Source organism: Dyadobacter sp. CY343 (genome assembly GCF_021390335.1).
Classification (GTDB): Bacteria; Bacteroidota; Bacteroidia; order Cytophagales; family Spirosomataceae; genus Dyadobacter.
Map to the genome: position 1 here is coordinate 977,364 of NZ_JAJUXK010000004.1, position 16,816 is coordinate 994,179.

Consider the following 16,816-nt stretch of genomic DNA (forward strand, 5'->3'; position numbering starts at 1 on the left):
GTTTTCTCAATTTAACCTTTTACCCCAAATAGCTACTGATACTCATAATGTCGGCAAATACGCCGGAAGCGGTTACTTCTGCGCCTGCGCCGGGGCCTTTGATCACCAGCGGGCGGTCTTTGTAACGTTCTGTGGTGAATGAGACGATATTGTCGCTGCCGGATAAGTTGTAAAACGGATGCGACGAGTCGACCGTTTTCAGTTCAATGCTGGCTTTCCCGTTTTCAAGCGTCGCGATGTAGCGAAGCTTTTCTCCATTTGCTTCCGCACTGGCCTGGTTCTCGGCAAAGTAGTTGTTTGAAATTTCAAGTTCTTTAAAGAAAGCATCGACCGTAGGCGCATTTAGACAATTGCCGGGCAATATCTGGGATATTCTGATTTCTTCCGGTTCCAGCGGTACCCCTACTTCACGCGCCAGGATCAATATCTTCCTACCTACATCCGCCCCGCTCAAATCGTCGCGCGGATCAGGCTCGGTGAAACCTTTGGCTTTCGCCTCTTTCACCACATCGACAAAGCGATTTTCCGAATTGAAATTGTTAAATATATAAGATAAAGTACCCGACAGGATCGCTTCGATTTTAAGAAATTTATCGCCACTCGCCATTAAACCCTGGATTGTATTGATAATAGGCAAACCAGCGCCTACATTAGTCTCGTACAGGAACTTAACCCCGCGTTGCAGCGCAGTTCTTTGCAGCGAAACGTATTCAGAATAGGAACCGGAATTCGCTACCTTATTTGGAGTTACCACCGAAATACTTGCGTCGAGCAAAATCTGGTAATATTGAACAATATCCTTATCCGAAGTACAATCTACAAAAACGCTGTTTGGTAGGTTGAGCTCTATCATTCGCTGCACAAATGCCGGCAGGCTCGTTTTTACGCCTTCGTCCATCACCCGGTCTCGCCAGTTTTCCGGCTTGATACCGTCGGGTTCCAATAGCATTTTTTTAGTATTGGATAAACCGGCGATGTTCAGGTTCAGCAGCTTTTCTTCTCTTAAATACTTGGTCTGGTTACGGATCTGCTCGATCAGCGTACTGCCGATCAGCCCCATTCCCACTATAAACAAATTGAGCGAGCGCGTTTCTGATTGGAAAAACACGCCGTGAATCGCATTGAGTGCCTTCGACAAATCGCCTTTTGCAATAACTACCGATATATTCAGCTCCGAAGAACCCTGCGCGGTCGCCACTACATTGATACCGTTTTTACCCAATACCGAAAACAGCTTACCCGACACCCCCGTGCTCTTTTTCATCCCCTCACCCACTATCGCGATAATGGACAGATTTTTCTCAATGGAAATGCTGTCAATATGCCCGAGGCTGATCTCAGTCGCAAATTCCCTTTCCAATACCTCACTAGCCTTTTGCGCATTTTTCGGATCAATGGAAAAACAGATCGAATGCTCGGAAGAAGCTTGCGAAATCAGGATTACGCTGATCGCATTGTTGGAAAGCGCAGTAAATAGACGCCCCGAAATCCCCGCCACACCGATCATCCCGCTACCCTGGATATTCACCAATGCAATTTCATCGATAGACGAAATCCCCGTGATCGCATATTCCTTACCGTTCGCCGCCTTTTGTACATAAGTGCCTTCAAATGAAGTATTGAAGGTATTCAGTACTTTCAACGTGATATTCTTGGCAAATGCAGGCTGCAAACTTGGTGGATAAATGACCTTCGCACCAAAATGCGACAATTCCATCGCTTCTGCATAGGAGATCGAAGGTATCGTAAACGCATTGGTTACCTTGCGCGGATCGGCGGTCATCATTCCATCCACATCCGTCCAGATCTCAATCGCTTCCGCATCCAGCGCCGCGCCAAGAATCGACGCAGTATAGTCAGATCCTCCTCTTCCCAACGTAGTTGTCACACCTTCGGCAGTAGAGGCAATAAAACCTGTAACGCATTGTAAAGCAGCGTTTTTGGCAAAATATTCGAGTATCTGTTTATTGGTTATTTCAAAATTAACGTCACCCATTCCATACGTTGCGTTGGTATGGATAATCTGGCGGGCGTCACAGAACTCGGCAGCTATTCCTTTGCTTTTCAGAATTTCGGTGATCACCATCGTAGATAACCTTTCCCCAAAACTCATAATTAGATCCAAAGTCCGCTCTGAAAGCTCTTTAATCCAGGAAACACCCCTTAATATATCTTCGAGCTCATTAAAAAGGCCCCTTACCGCGGCAAATGTGCTGCTCTGACTTTTAACAGGAATTAATCCCCTGACAATTGCAAAGTGCCTTTCCTCGACTCCTTTCAGGAATTCGATGTAGTCAGCATTTCCCGAAGCTGCCATTTTTCCGATCTCGATGAGACGGTTCGTCACTCCGCCCATTGCAGAAAACACGACCGCAAAACGCTCGCCTTTGGCCAGGTTTTCTTCGAGGATATTAATTACTGTTTTGATACTGTCAACAGAACCGACAGAAGTACCGCCAAATTTAAGAACCTTCATTGAATGCAATATTCGAATACACTTTGATTTTCAGCCAGAAAAGCCGTTTTTGAACAGGACGCAAATATAACAATTCAAACGCCGCTTACTTCAAATCGCATACGAAATGACGCCAGCCCCTCTTTGCGACAGTATTTACAGGGTTTTCATGTAGTGTAAACAAAAAAACCGGCAGGGCATTGTAGCGCCCGGCCGGTCTCTTATTAAATATCAAAAACCTAGAATGCGATACCTAACCCCGCTCCTACATTTACGACGCCTATAAAACGTTTTTCACTCACCGATTCCTCAAAATTGAAATTACCCCGTATCGCCCTGATCGTCACGTCCTTAATCTCAGCTTCCGCTCCGATCACGTCGCCGCTCAATTGAAAGAACAGATTTCCGACAATCGGTAAACGTAAACTCGCGCCGCCGGCCAATCCTATTGCCGAAGTAGAAGCGGGTCTGAGGTCCACAGTGATCGGCTCGCCGCCCGATTCCGCTAATCCGATCAAATTAACCGAAGGAGAATCGGCCCACACTTTCCCTACCTGCCCGTGCACCTCGAATTGCGCGCGGCCCATATTAATATAGAATGCAGGCCCGATCATCAATGCATTCAGCTTCCATTTAGACACTTTGGCATCCCACAGGAAAGTTTCGCCTAAAACCTGTGCATAAGAATTCGCTTTATCCACAATCGGCTGCGACATGGTAGTATTGAGGTTCATACTCCCCGAGGCGCGCAAACCGAAACCGCGTGAAAGGCGGAAGTCGTAATTGGCCTGGCCGAAATAGCCCGAGCCGGTTAGGCCCGCAAATGGGTCGTCGAGTTTTTCACGCGCGAGCTCGCCCACGGGCAAACTATAACCGGCTGTCACCGAGAGAAAACTTCTGGTATTTTGAGCGAAGCCCTGCAAGCAAAACAGTGTAAAACACAAAACGAGCAGTGCGCGGAGGTTGAGAGAAATCTTCATGAAATATGGCTTAATGTAATAGAAAACGCTGTTGAGACTAAATTCCAACTATGCTAACATCAAACTTACCGGTTTTATTACATTTTATTTCACCTACTTGGTTTGGGGTAATTTTATCAACACAATGTTATATAAACGGCCGCTCAGGGCTGATTTTGCGGTTGGTATAAAAATGGTAGTTATTCTTTCAAACTAAATCAGTGAACCATGGATAATAAGGAAACAGATAAAGAAGCAAGAGCTACCAAAAACACCAAGAATGTCTGGAAATGGATTCTTGGGGTCGGCGTGGTATTGATGATAATTGCATTCTGGGGAGGATTTTTCAATCACGACGAAAATTTCCAGGAATCCGATACTCCTTCTCAAAGTGTTCCGGTGGCAGATTCAGCGGCTTCGGATACTGCGGGCAGAATGCGCTCGGATACAATGATGGAGCATGTGAGAGGCACGAAGTAGGTCACCTGATCAATGCTTCCCACAAGATCTCTACGGGATGTTTCGCTTTACGTCCCGTACCATCTTTGATCTGATGCCGGCAGCTGGTTCCTGATGCGGCTATAATCACATCTTCCGGCTGCTGGCGGACAGTTGGGAATAATACCAACTCGCCGATCTGCATAGAAACGTCATAATGCTCCTCTTCGTAACCAAACGATCCCGCCATTCCGCAGCAGCCCGACGGTATCAGCTGCGTTTGGTAATTTTCGGGAAGCGACAGCATTTTTTTGGAAGCAGATAAAGTCGATAATGCTTTTTGGTGACAATGCCCGTGCAGCTTGATGAGCTGCTTTTTTTGTGTAAAAACGGTCTTGGTAATACGTTTTGAGTCAATTTCCCTGGCTATAAATTCTTCAAAAAGCAATGCATTCTCAGAAATCCTTTCCGCATCGGCGCGCTGATTTTCAGGCACCAGGTCAATATATTCGTCCCTGAAAGAAAGAATTGCGGAAGGCTCAATACCGATCAGCGGCGTTTCGTAGGTGATTTTATCTTTTAATAAATTGACATTTTCAATCGCCAGTTTCTGCGCTTCTTTTACAAAACCTTTGGACAAATAAGAGCGGCCCGATTCTGTATGTTTTGGAAAAATAACCTCATAACCCAACGCTTCCAGTAGCTCCACTGCCTTTTTGCCTATTTCAACATCATTATAATTGGTAAATTCATCACAGAACAAGTACACTTTGCCAACTTTCGGATTAGTGGTATTCAACATTTTACGCTTTTGCCACCAGCTTGATAAAGTCTGCGAAGCGAGTACCGGCATCGACCGTTCCGGGTGAAAACCGACCATTTTGTTTGCTACCTTCCGCAATGCAGGCTGGCCAAAAACGCCATTAAATGCCCAGGGAGCAATGGAAGCCAGTTTCATCTGTTTGGAAAAATTCGCGATCAGCTTGCTGCGCATCGGGATACCGTGCGTTTCATAGTATTGCTGCGTAAACTCCGCCTTCATTTTCCCAATATCCACACTCGACGGACATTCGGATTTGCAGCCTTTGCACGAGAGGCAAAGATCAAGCACTTCTTTCACCATTTCCTGGTTAGCCTCAATCTTCTCTTTTTTGTTGGAAGGTGTAAAATACTGCCGCAGGATATTGGCGCGGGCGCGGGTAGTATCCCTTTCGCGGCGGGTCGCCATATAGCTGGGGCACATCGTACCTCCCGTCAGTTCCGTTTTGCGGCAATCGCCTGATCCACTGCACTTTTCAGCGAGGCGCAATATTCCTTCCTGTCTGCTAAAATCAAAAGTTGTCTTGATTTCCGGCTGTGGTTTATCCTGCTCGTAACGCAGGAATTCGTTCATCGGCGGGGTATCTACGATTTTATTGGCATTAAATATCCCGTCTGGGTCCCAGATTCGCTTCACCTGCCGGAACATTTCATACACTTCCTCACCCATCATAAATGGAATAAACTCTCCCCGCAGCCGCCCGTCGCCGTGCTCGCCGGAGAGTGCGCCGTTATATTTTTTGACCAAAACGGCTGTATCTGCCAAAACCTGTCTGAAAAGTGCTTTTCCCTCGGAAGTTTTGAGATTGATCATCGGCTCCACGTGCAGCTCGCCAGCCCCGGCGTGGGCATAATAGGAAGCGTGCAGATTGTGTGAGCGCAAGAGCGATTCCACTTCTTCAATATAGGCAGGAAGATCTTCCACCGCCACCGCGCAATCCTCGATCAGGTTCACAGGCTGCGTGTCGCCAGGCAGATTGCGGATCAAACCCAAACCTGCTTTTCTTATATCCCAGGCAGCCGCTGCGTCATTTCCAAACAATAAAGGATACGCATAACCCAGCCCTTTTGCGATTAATTCAGTTGTCAGCGCACGGGCTTGCGCCTCAACCTCTTCATTCGTATTCCCCCAAAATTCAACTAATAATAATGCAGCCGGGTCGCCCTGCATGAAAAAACGGTTCTGCGAATAAATGGTGTGGTCTTTGGTAAAATCCATGATGTACTTATCCACCAGCTCGGAAGCTTTTGGATTGAGCTGCATCGCAACCTGGTTGGCGTGCAAAGCCTCTGCAACAGAATTGGTATGCACACAAATAACCCCGACAGAAGCTGGCGGCACCTCCACCAATGCCAGCTTAGCCTCGGTAACAAAGCACAAAGTACCCTCCGAACCCGCAATCAGGTTGCAGAGATTGATATGACCGTCTTCGAAATGCCGTACCAGCGCATCGAGCGCATAGCCAGAATTACGGCGGGTTACAGTGGATTTTGGAAACTGCTTTTTGATCAATTCCTGATCGACGGGATTAGATATTAGCCCGAACATACCAGCAGAAATAGCCTTTTCCCGCTCACTTTTCAGCTGCTTGCTTGTGATCCTTTTTGTATAATCCGTAATGGAATGGTTGGAAAAATTCACTTCTTGTCCGTCGGAAAGCAGTGCTGTTACTTCCAGCAAATTCCCCCTCGTATCGCCCCAGGTAATGGAATGCAGCCCGCAGGAGTTGTTACCGATCATTCCACCGATCATCGCCCGGCTGGCCGTGGAAGTTTCGGGGCCGAACAGCAATCCGTATGGCGCCAGGTGTTTATTAAGATCGTCGCGGATCACGCCCGGCTGCACGCGCACCCATTTCTCCTCTTTATTAACTTCCAGTATTTTGTTAAAATGCTTTGAAATATCCACTACCACGCCTTTTCCCACCACCTGCCCCGCCAGCGAAGTTCCGGCAGCTCTTGGAATAAGTGTTACCTTATTAGTTTGGGCAAATGCAATTAATGACTTGATATCCGGCACATTGCGGGGCAGCGCAACTGCTACCGGCAGCTCCTGGTAAACGGATGCATCTGTGGCGTAAATGGACTTCTGGGCCTTATGTAATGTAGAATTATCAAAATAAAGCTCGCCTTCAAAGTCCCTGCGAAGGATATTAAACTGAAATTGGGATACTGGGTTCATCAGAATTTAGGAATATGCCCGGCTAATTTAGGGCTTAGAAAGTATTTATTCTTGCAGAATCAAAATCAATCGCGCGCGCTTCTCTTTTAGGAACAAATACGGCAGCGTCTTTACGTATATTGGCACAGTTTTTACACAATCCTAATCAGAAAAAACTGTTACCAAACCAAAATATGAGAAAAATTACTGTACTGATACTCACACTATTCAGTTGCTACACATTTGCGCAGAACACTGCCACAATCACACTTTCGATTTCCAAGCAGGGGCCGGTCAATGTCACGCTGATCAGCGAGAATGTTCACTTCCACCCCAATCTGGGCATCGGGCTGGCAGATGCTGAACTGGAACCGGTTATGGCCATTAATTTTGCTGAAAAAGCCAGTGAAAAAGCGGTTATCCAGCTTAATAAGCCGCAAATGATGCGCCTGCAATACAGCGGCAACGGGCTTAACAAAACCTGGATGCTGTTTATGCAGCCGGGCGACGATCTTACCATCAATTTTGCTGAAAACAACGATATTACTTTTAACGGCAAGAATGCGAATTACCAGACTTTCCTGAAAAATTATTTTCTCGAAAACCAATACCAATACCTGCCAGTTTTTGGCTATAAGCCGTCTCAGATCGACAATAAAAGCGTTTTGGCACAAAGCGACAGTCTAAAAAAAGTGCGCCTGGAAGCTTATGAAAAGTTCAAAACCGCTAATCCGTCCGTACCTGCATTTGAAGCTTATGTACTCGCTACTACCGCCACTGAGCCTGCTTTGACGCGTAGATTGATACAAGAAAGAATTATGCGCCGGAATAGGGTTACCAAGCTCGACGATGCCCAAAAGAAAGAACTCGAAGACGCTACATTGGCCGATTTCAAGATTATGCCCGACGATGCATTGCTAAGCCAGGCTTACCGTGACGAGCTCCGCAACTGGGCATTAATTCCATCTACCAGAAAATTCCCGCTCGCTTCGGAAACGCGTTACGAGATTAGCCCGGAGGCTTTGAAAGACGTTTATGCATTCAGCAAGACGCAACTGGCCGAATATCCGAAGCAAAAAGAATATCTGCTCACTTACTGGCTCAACTACGCAGCCACGGCGATACCGACTGTTGAAACTGCAAAATCGCTGCTGGAAGATTTCAAAACGACCTTTCCGCAATCTCCCAATACCGAATATATTACCAAACTGATCCAGACAAAAGAAAGCTTGCAGCCGGGCGCCGCGCTTGCGGATGTTACGCTGCTGGCGCCAGATAGCAGTGCGGTTACCGTCGCTTCTTTGCAGGGCAAGCCGGTTTGCATGGTGTTTTCATTTAGCATTGGTCAGCACGAGCCGGGTATGAAGGCTTTGGAGGATAAATTCGGTGCTAACGTGCAGTTTGTGTACGTGTTAGTCTCGCCCGGCATTCCCCTTTCGACATGGAAACAATATGTGAAGGAGCGCCCGAATGTGAAGCATTTGTGGGCCTCGGACGAGAATATTGAGGTTTTGAAAGAGAAATATGCGATCGATATCAGATACCCTTTCCTGGTCGCGGATTCAGGTGGAAAGATCGTAAACCGCTGGATCCCGCAAGAGTTTCCGGATAACAAAACGCTCGCCGCAGAATTGCAGAAAGCAAAGTAAGAGTTGGCGCGGAGATATTCTCCGCGCCATTTTTATGCAAAAACCCTGATACTATGCAGCGAATCGACATTCCGGTAGTCGATATGCAGCTCATAATTATCGCAGATCTGCTTTACGATCGCCAGCCCCAAACCTACCGATTCAGCCTGCGCCGATTCTTTCTTGAATCTTTCGAACAGCCGCTCAGGATCAGCTTTCAATTCGTGCCCGGTGTTGCTGAGCACGAAGAAATTATTTCCTGTTAAAATAGTCAGTTTCCCGTCGGTATAATTGTGCTTGATCGCATTACTGACCAGGTTCGTAACCATGATCTCAGCCAGCGCCGGAGACATTTTTTTCACAAAACTGCCCTTCGTTTCGGTGTGAATGGTGATATTTTTGTGCGTGATAATATCTTCAAAATCTTTCAGCCTAGCTATAATCAATGCAGCCAGATCAATCGATTCCTGTTCTGTAAACTGCTGATTTTCAATTTTAGCCAATAATAAAAGCCCCTGGTTGAGCCGCGACATTCTGCGGGCGGCGTGGTAGATTTCCTCTATCCAGTGCGTTTGGTTTTCGCTCAGATCCTGCGATTGGATGAATTGCTCCACCCGGGCATTGATTAGTGCTAGTGGCGTTTGTATCTCGTGGGAAGCATTTTCGGTGAACTCCCGCAGACTCTTATAATCGTGCTGCATTTTGGAGGCCATTTTGACCATCACTTCATTCAGTTCATTAAACTCTGAAATTTCACTGCTTTCAAATTCCAGTTTGTTGTTCCTTGTCCAGTCAAAATCCTTGATCCGGGCGAGTGAACCATAAAATGGCCGCCACAATTTCCCCGATAAATTTCTTTGAAAAAAGAACATACCGACCATCAAAAGCGCCAGAAAAGTGATCATAGCCGCAGAAATCGCCTCGATCAGTTTGTAGGATTCCACAATGGATTTCCGGATTGCGACGCGGTAAGGCGAGCCCCCGATCATCGTGTAGAAAGTAAGCTGCCGGAAAGGGTCCATACTCTCCTCGTACCGGTTGTAGATCAGCGTGTCGGTGAAAGTCGCTTCGTTTTCAAATTCTCCGAAGACAGGCACTACTTCAATTTTATTTTCGACAAAATAGGAGTTGTTGGTCCACGTATTGTTGGTTTGGAGGTAACTCTCAAAATCACGCTTTTCAACCATCAGGCGGCTTTCCACCTCATCGTAGATCATAAATGTGGTGATCCAGTAAAATGCAATACCTACGGCCACGTAAATAACCAGCGAGGCGAGCAGGTAGATGCGGCTGGTTTTTTCAAGTAGTTTCAAGGCGCGGTGAATTTGTAGCCTATGCCGTAAATGGATTGAATGTAGTCTTTTCCACCCTTTTCCAAGATCTTGCGGCGCAGGTTTTTAATGTGAGAATAAACCATATCGAGCGAATCGGAAGAATCCATGTGATCGCCCCACAAATGCTCAGCGATCGCTTCTTTAGTCAACGCGACATCGATATTTGACAAAAAATACAGCAGCAGATCGTATTCTTTTCGAGACAGCACCGTGTCTTTTTCGTCAATAAAAACCTTTCTCGAAGGCAGCTGAACGCGAATTTCCTTCCATACCATATCATTATTGCCTCCGAAATTCCTCCGGCGGATCAGCGATTTCACGCGCGCGTTCAATTCCGACAAATGAAATGGTTTGGTCATATAATCGTCCGAGCCGATTTCCAGCCCTTTGATCTTGTCTTCCAGGGTATTACGCGCTGAAATAATGATGATACCGGTTGCAGCGGCTATTTTTTTTAGGGTTTGAACGATATTAAAACCGTCGCCGTCGGGCAGCGTCAGGTCGACGATTGTGCAATCGTATTGGTACAGGCTGATCTTTTCGTCGGCCTGCCAGAACGTATTCGCTACTTCGCAAACGAAACCTTCCTTCGACAGATAATCGACAATGCTTTCCGCCAGCCCCTTTTCGTCTTCGACTACTAATACTTTCATGTCAGTGAATTCGTGTGCGTCAAAAATAGCTTCCGAATCTGGAAACATTTAGGAAGATAATAATTTATCGCACAGGAGCTTGCTGCCGGTGCTTTTCCCAAATGTTTCCAGAATTGGCCAATAGTTTTGACCAAAAATAATTTACCGGAATAGCCCGCATCTTATGTATCGACTCCGTTTTAAACAATTCCCGCCTGGCCAAAAACCCGCTCCCACATTCAAAAACGCCTGGAAGCTGGCAGCCGTGCTTCTTTTTGTATTCGTAAATGCAAATGCCCAGCAAGTGCAGTTGCAGGATCTTTTAGAAGAAAGTAAACAAAATTTTCCTTTTCTGAGATCAAAACAGGCTCAGATCCGCAGTGCCGAGAGCCGCGTAAAAGCTGTTAAAACGGGATATATGCCCGCATTGATCGTGCAGCATCAATACACTTTCGCAACTGACAACAGTGTCGCGGGCGCATTTTTGCCTAACGAAGGCAGCGCCATTTCTCCCTCCGGCGGTATCCGGCCGGAAAATATATATACTGGAACTTTCGGCAGCTTCACGACCGCATTGGTCGACTGGCGGGTTTTCAATTTTGGAAAAGTAAAAGCAGAAGTAAAATCTGCAAAAGCCGATCTGAGCCGCACGCAGGCAGATTATGAGAACGAGCTATTCCAGCATCAGGTGAGATTGATCGATGCTTATCTGGTTCTTCTAATTAATCAAAAACTGGTGGAAGCCCAGCGGCAGAACCTGCAACGGGCTACTGTTTTCAAAAACGTTACCGACGCGGCAGTGAGTTCGGGAATGCGACCGGGCGTCGATAGTTCACTCGCGGCAGCAGAATTTGCAAAAGCGCGGCTGACCTTACTCGAAAGTCAGCGTTCGGAAAAGTCGCAGCGGCTTCGGTTATCCGAACTGACGGGCGGATTGCGTGATAGTATTCAGGTCGACAGTATGGGATTTTATTCCAAATTACCTGTTGCCAGCGGCGCAGCCGACGCATTTCTCAAAAACCCTGCACTGCGGTTTTCACAGGCCCAGCTCGACGCATCAGCGGCGAGAAGTTTGGCTATAAAAAGATCATTTTTACCGTCTATATCCTTAACCGGCGCGGGTTGGGCGCGGGGATCGGGTATTTCTAATAAAGACGATTCCTATCACACCAGCTTTTCGAGCGGTGTTAACTATCAGGTTTACAACTATTTGTTCGGGATTTCCACCCGCTGGAACCTTACCAGTATTGCCCGGGTCAGAAATGACTACAAGAGCGAGCAATTCCAGGTCGAGCGTTTCAAGGAAATTTACCAAACCCAAAAATTACAGCTCGACCGCCAGGCGCGCGAGGCAGAGATACAATTGCAACTTTCCATGGAGCAGGCGCGGCTTACACCTGTACAGCTGAATGCGGCGCAACGTGCCTTTAATCAGGCGGAAGCGAGGTACCAGAGCGGACTAACCGACCTTTTTACATTGGCCCAGAGTGTCAATGCATTGAACCGCGCCGAAGTCGACAAATTCGTCACCAACGGAAATGTATGGCGCTCGCTGCTCATGAAAGCCGCGGCGGCGGGGGACTTAGGGGTTTTTCTTGATCAGATTGATAAGTAGCGAACCTGACTTTGTAACGCTGAGCTACATCACTTCTGTCGGCCTGAGCTAACTGACTCTGTCACCCTGAGCGCAGTCGAAGGGGCATGCACAGAAGCATCGTACATGCCCTTCGACTCCGCTCAGGGTGACAAAAAAAGAGAGTAACAAAAAAAGAGGGTAACACAGAAGAGGGTGACAAAAAATAGGGAGGCAGAGGAAGGGGTAAAAAACAAGCTGACAAATTAAGTAACTCTACTCCCAAAAAAAAGACCATCAAATAAACAGTACAAAATATGTATCAACTCATTCGAACCGCACTCCGGCAGCCGATTTCCATTGTCGTGGTCGTAATAGGAATTCTGTTCTTTTCCGTGCTGTCGATCCGCAGCATTCCGGTCGACATTTCCAAATCTGGATCTGCCTACTATTTACGTGGTACAGCCTTACGGAGGTATGGCGCCCGATCAAATGGATGGTTTTATTGCCACGCGTTACCAGGACCACTTTCTGTACGTGTCGGGAATTCGGGATGTGGATGTAAAAACGATTCAGGGATTGTCGCTGATCAAACTTTCTTTTTATCCCGGAACAGATATGGCGCAGGCTGCGGCCGAGGTTGCCAACAATGTATCTCGGGCAAAGGCGTATATGCCCGAGGGTACCGTGCCGCCACAGGTCGTGCGCTTCGATGCGAGTTCTGTGCCGATCGGGCAAATGGTGTTCGAAAGTTCTTCCCGTTCGTTAAATGAGATCCAGGATTTTGCTTCGTCGCGCGTGCGTCCAATGTTCAGCCGGATCGAAGGTGTTTCCAGCCCGCCGCCATTTGGTGGTAACCAGCGCACTATCGTGATCCGCGTCGACCCGGAGCGGATTAGGAGCTACCATATGACGCCCGAAGAGATCATTAAATCTATTATTACCAATAACCAGCCTTCCCCGGCAGGTAACATCAGAATGGGCGACCGCACTTTGATGACGCCGGTCAATTCCCTGATCAAAAAACCCGAAGATTTCCTCAATATCCCGATCCGCGTGGGCGCCGGCCCAACGGTTTTTATTCGCGACGTGGGAACTGTGGAAGACGGCGCTGACGTGACTGTGAGCTATGCATTGATCAATGGCCGCCGCGCGGTTTATATTCCGGTGGTTAAAAAATCGGATGCTTCTACATTGGATGTAGTGAACAATATCCGCGCCGCATTGCCGCAACTACGAAATGCAGTGCCGGAAGATGTGAAAATATCTTATGAATTTGACCAGTCGGTGTATGTGACCAATTCGCTCAAAAGCTTGATCACGGAAGGTATCCTAGGTGCATTGCTCACCGGGTTAATGGTACTGCTTTTCCTGCGTGACTGGCGGAGTGTGATCATCGTGGTGGTGACGATCCCAATATCGATTTTGTCCGCAGTGATATTGATGAATTTGTTTGGACAAACGATTAATATCATGACTTTAAGCGGGTTAGCACTGGCTATTGGTGTATTGGTCGATCAGGCGACGGTGACGATTGAGAATATTCACCAGCACCAGGAAATGGGTAAACCCAAGGAACAGGCGATCTGGGATGCTTGTAAGGAAATCGCATTTCCGGAGTTTTTGATCCTGCTGGCTATTCTGGCCGTTTTCGCGCCTTCGTTTGTCATGAGTGGTATTCCAAGATCGATGTTTTTGCCCCTTTCGCTGGCGGTAGGTTTTGCGATGATCGCTTCTTTTTTATTGTCGCAAACATTGGTACCCGTATTGGCAAACTGGCTTTTGAAAGACCATCCACATCACGAAGCGCCCACTTTGGCATTGGATAACCAGGAAGTAACAGATGTAATCGAGGAAGGTGCGCACCCTTCCCTGCCTCCTACTGGTTTTGAGAAATTCAAGTTGAGATATCTGGGCTTTTTGTCTGGAATCATGAACCGCGGAAAACTCGTCGTGCCCGTTTATCTGATCGGAACAGTATTGCTGATCGTAGGCGGTTTCCTGCTGATCGGAACCGATATTTTACCAAAAGCAAATAGCCACCAGTTCCAGATGCGCCTCCGCGTGCCGGATGGTACCCGGGTAGAACGTACTGAACAGGCTACATTGAAAGTATTGAACCTGATCAAATCGGAAGTGGGCCAGGAACATGTGGAAATATCCTCGGCATACGTCGGAACAGTGCCATCAAGTTATGGTACTTCCAACATTTTCGTATTCAACAGCGGCCCGCACGAGGCGGTATTGCAGGTTTCTTTGCATGAAGATTTTCCGGTTCAAATGGATGCATTAAAAGAAAAGCTGCGGTCCAGGATTGGGAAAGAAATACCTAATCTGGCAATATCCTTCGAGCCTATTGAGCTGGTTGACAAGATCATGAGTCAGGGCGCTTCGACGCCTATTGAAGTGAGTGTAGCCGCAAAAGATGTGGAAGAAGCAGGGAGATTTGCCAAGAAAATTCAGAAAGAAATGCAGCAGATCGCATTCCTCCGCGATGTCCAGATCGCGCAGCCGCTGGAATACCCTATCCTGGATGTGAAAATCGACCGCGAGCGCGCCGGACAGCTTGGTATTACCTCCACACAAGTGGCCAGATCAATGGTGGCCGCAACTTCTTCCAGCCGTTTTACAGATAAAAACCTTTGGCTCGATGATTCAAAAGGACTGGCATATCAGGTTCAGGTTCAGATTCCGGAGTACCAGATGAGTTCTGTGGAAGATATTGGAACAATACCCTTGAAAACCGGAGTAAGTAACCCGCTGCTGGCCGACGTAGCTACATTTTCCGAAAAAACGGCCCCTGGAGAATACGATCGCGCCGGTCCAAACAGGTTAGTAACCGTCACTGCGAACATTCATAAAAAAGACCTTGGCGCGGCTTCTACGGCCGTTAAGAAGGCGATCAAGAATGCAGGCGAGCCGCCGCGGGGTGTTTTGGTGGAATTAAAGGGGCAGTCAGATCTGCTTTCGGAAACACTTACCAGCTTGCAAACTGGTCTGCTGATCGCGGTGGTAATCATGTTCCTTTTACTGGCGGCGACTTACCAGTCTTTCAAACTTTCGCTGGTGGTATTATCAACAATTCCTGCGGTAGTAGTGGGTTCAATAGGGCTGCTGTTGCTCACCGGCGCGACACTGAACCTGCAATCCTACATGGGACTGATCATGTCGGTCGGAGTATCGGTTGCGAATGCGATTTTGATGGTGACCAATGCGGAGAACCTGCGTTTGAAATTGCAGGATGCGCGTCAGGCAGTCGTACTCGCAGCCGGCTCCCGGATCCGACCGATTCTGATGACGAGTATCGCGATGATCGCGGGAATGGTTCCGATGGCGTCGGGCATGGGCGAGGGCGGTGACCAGATCGCGCCGCTGGGACAGGCTGTGATCGGAGGCTTGATCGCCTCGACGCTGGCTTCGCTGTTAATTCTGCCGGCCGTTTTCACGATGGTGCAGCGCAAAGCTTCCGTTCTTTCTGTTTCCCTTGATCCTGAGGATCCCGAGAGTAATTTTTTCCGTAAAAAACTTCAAACATCCATTTCCATGAATACCCTGAAATCTCTTCTTATCATTCTGACGGTTACGATTGGAATGAGTGCATGCAGTTCCGAGGCTGAAACCAGTGAAAAACACGCGCAAAAAACCGAGCAGCCCGCCGCGGTGGAACTCGCCCAGGTGCAAAGCCTGAAACCCGCCAAACAAATCGCATTGCCGGGTGAGCTGAAAGCATGGAACAAAGTGAGCATTTACCCGAAAGTGAAAGGTTTTGTAAAAACAGTGAATGCAGACCGGGGAACGATGGTGAAAAAAGGGCAGATACTGGCTGTTCTCGAAGCGCCGGAAATACTCGCTGAGCTCAGTCAGGCCAAAGCGCAGGTGATCGCCGCGGAGGCAAACCTGCACGAAGTCACCACCAAATTTCGAACCAGCGCATTGACTTACAGCAGATTGGTAAGAACCAATAAAACCGAAGGCGCAGTATCGCTCAATGAACTGGACATTGCGAAAGCAAGGGTATTAACCGACAGCTCGGCCACCGCAGTAGCCAAAGGAAACGTACAAGCTGCGAAATCGTTTATGGAAACAAAAGCAGAGCTGGCCAGATACCTGACCGTCACAGCCCCATTCGACGGGATCGTGACCGAGCGGAATATCAGCCCAGGTGCATTGGTTGGGCCGGGTGAAAGTGCGGCAAAGCCTCTGTTCATGCTGGAAGACAATACGAAACTGCGTCTCACACTGGCTATTCCTGAAAACTTGTCGGGCGCAGTTCCTTCGAAAGGCGAAGTAAATTTCACAGTTTCGGCCAGTCCAGAGAAAAAGTACAAAGCAATTTATGCTAGAAGTTCAAGAACATTATCAGAAGAAAACCGCTCTATGATCACAGAATTTGACTTCAACAATAAATCAAATGAGCTCAAAGCCGGCATGTATGCACAGGTTTTGCTGAATACGGAAAGATCGTCCAATACCCTGTTTGTCCCCGTCACTTCGGTCGTAAATTCGAGCGAGCAGGTTTTTGTAATTCGGGATAAAAACAAAAAAGCGGAATGGGTACCAGTAAAAAGGGGGATTGTGGTAGATACGCTTGTAGAAGTCTTCGGCGACCTGCATGCCGGCGATCAGATTGTGAAAAAGGCATCGGAGGAGTATCGGAATGGGGAGAGTTTGTAAGGATTTTTGTGACCCTGAGCAACACTGTGTCACCCTGAGCGAAGTCGAAGGGACGTGCAGGACGCATCGTGCATGTTCCTTCGACTTCGCTCAGGGTGACAAAATAAAGAGATGCAATCTTGAATGATTTACATTAAAAGCAG

Annotated in this window: 9 protein-coding genes and 1 pseudogene; 5 read left to right on the top strand and 5 right to left on the bottom strand. The window is 47.7% G+C overall.

From position 1 onward, the window contains the following. Positions 1 to 19 precede the first annotated feature (19 nt). Both thrA and LZG94_RS16165 read right to left on the bottom strand, forming a co-directional pair. Positions 20 to 2,476, bottom strand: a complete 2,457-nt coding sequence (gene thrA, locus LZG94_RS16160) for a bifunctional aspartate kinase/homoserine dehydrogenase I (RefSeq protein ID WP_233792872.1) — start codon at positions 2,474 to 2,476, stop codon at positions 20 to 22. A 218-nt stretch (positions 2,477 to 2,694) separates the two neighbouring features. Next, positions 2,695 to 3,435 (bottom strand): hypothetical protein, encoded by a 741-nt coding sequence (locus LZG94_RS16165; protein WP_233792873.1) that lies wholly within the window; start codon positions 3,433 to 3,435, stop codon positions 2,695 to 2,697. A gap of 207 nt (positions 3,436 to 3,642) precedes the next feature. Here LZG94_RS16165 and LZG94_RS16170 point away from each other — a divergent pair, with 207 nt between their 5' ends. After that, positions 3,643 to 3,894: a YrdB family protein gene (locus LZG94_RS16170; protein ID WP_233792874.1), complete on the top strand. Its 252-nt coding sequence runs from the start codon at positions 3,643 to 3,645 to the stop codon at positions 3,892 to 3,894. 1 nt (position 3,895) lies between these two features. Here LZG94_RS16170 and LZG94_RS16175 read toward each other — a convergent pair whose 3' ends face one another. Then, positions 3,896 to 6,853 (bottom strand): FAD-binding and (Fe-S)-binding domain-containing protein, encoded by a 2,958-nt coding sequence (locus LZG94_RS16175; protein WP_233792875.1) that lies wholly within the window; start codon positions 6,851 to 6,853, stop codon positions 3,896 to 3,898. Between the two features lie 173 nt (positions 6,854 to 7,026). On the opposite strand from LZG94_RS16175, the gene LZG94_RS16180 reads away from it, so the two are divergent. Further along, positions 7,027 to 8,481: a peroxiredoxin gene (locus LZG94_RS16180; RefSeq protein WP_233792876.1), complete on the top strand. Its 1,455-nt coding sequence runs from the start codon at positions 7,027 to 7,029 to the stop codon at positions 8,479 to 8,481. 32 nt (positions 8,482 to 8,513) lie between these two features. On the opposite strand, the gene LZG94_RS16185 is transcribed toward LZG94_RS16180, so the two are convergent. Together LZG94_RS16185 and LZG94_RS16190 are read right to left on the bottom strand one after the other, a co-directional pair. Continuing rightward, positions 8,514 to 9,773 (bottom strand): HAMP domain-containing sensor histidine kinase, encoded by a 1,260-nt coding sequence (locus LZG94_RS16185; protein WP_233792877.1) that lies wholly within the window; start codon positions 9,771 to 9,773, stop codon positions 8,514 to 8,516. Further along, the gene (locus tag LZG94_RS16190) at positions 9,770 to 10,447 is read right to left on the bottom strand and encodes a response regulator transcription factor (protein ID WP_233793128.1); all 678 of its coding nucleotides are present in this window, start codon (positions 10,445 to 10,447) and stop codon (positions 9,770 to 9,772) included. The genes LZG94_RS16185 and LZG94_RS16190 overlap by 4 nt, the downstream gene beginning before the upstream one ends. Before the next feature lie 163 nt (positions 10,448 to 10,610). On the opposite strand from LZG94_RS16190, the gene LZG94_RS16195 reads away from it, so the two are divergent. From LZG94_RS16195 to LZG94_RS16205, 3 genes and pseudogenes are all read left to right on the top strand, one after another. Further along, positions 10,611 to 12,041, top strand: a complete 1,431-nt coding sequence (locus LZG94_RS16195; RefSeq protein ID WP_233792878.1) for a TolC family protein — start codon at positions 10,611 to 10,613, stop codon at positions 12,039 to 12,041. A 275-nt stretch (positions 12,042 to 12,316) separates the two neighbouring features. Further along, positions 12,317 to 15,530, top strand: a pseudogene (locus LZG94_RS16200) (efflux RND transporter permease subunit); the annotation flags it as partial. A 60-nt stretch (positions 15,531 to 15,590) separates the two neighbouring features. Continuing rightward, on the top strand, positions 15,591 to 16,673 hold the full coding sequence (locus LZG94_RS16205) for an efflux RND transporter periplasmic adaptor subunit (RefSeq protein WP_233793129.1): 1,083 nt from the start codon (positions 15,591 to 15,593) through the stop codon (positions 16,671 to 16,673). Positions 16,674 to 16,816: the final 143 nt, after the last annotated feature.

What these genes read in the sequence shown, in the direction of transcription:
- thrA (WP_233792872.1), bottom strand. Translation starts at nt 2,476, where the DNA reads ATGAAGGTTCTTAAATTTGGCGGTACTTCTGTCGGTTCTGTTGACAGT.
- LZG94_RS16165 (WP_233792873.1), bottom strand. Translation starts at nt 3,435, where the DNA reads ATGAAGATTTCTCTCAACCTCCGCGCACTGCTCGTTTTGTGTTTTACA.
- LZG94_RS16170 (WP_233792874.1), top strand. Translation starts at nt 3,643, where the DNA reads ATGGATAATAAGGAAACAGATAAAGAAGCAAGAGCTACCAAAAACACC.
- LZG94_RS16175 (WP_233792875.1), bottom strand. Translation starts at nt 6,853, where the DNA reads ATGAACCCAGTATCCCAATTTCAGTTTAATATCCTTCGCAGGGACTTT.
- LZG94_RS16180 (WP_233792876.1), top strand. Translation starts at nt 7,027, where the DNA reads ATGAGAAAAATTACTGTACTGATACTCACACTATTCAGTTGCTACACA.
- LZG94_RS16190 (WP_233793128.1), bottom strand. Translation starts at nt 10,447, where the DNA reads ATGAAAGTATTAGTAGTCGAAGACGAAAAGGGGCTGGCGGAAAGCATT.
- LZG94_RS16195 (WP_233792878.1), top strand. Translation starts at nt 10,611, where the DNA reads ATGTATCGACTCCGTTTTAAACAATTCCCGCCTGGCCAAAAACCCGCT.
- LZG94_RS16205 (WP_233793129.1), top strand. Translation starts at nt 15,591, where the DNA reads ATGAGTGCATGCAGTTCCGAGGCTGAAACCAGTGAAAAACACGCGCAA.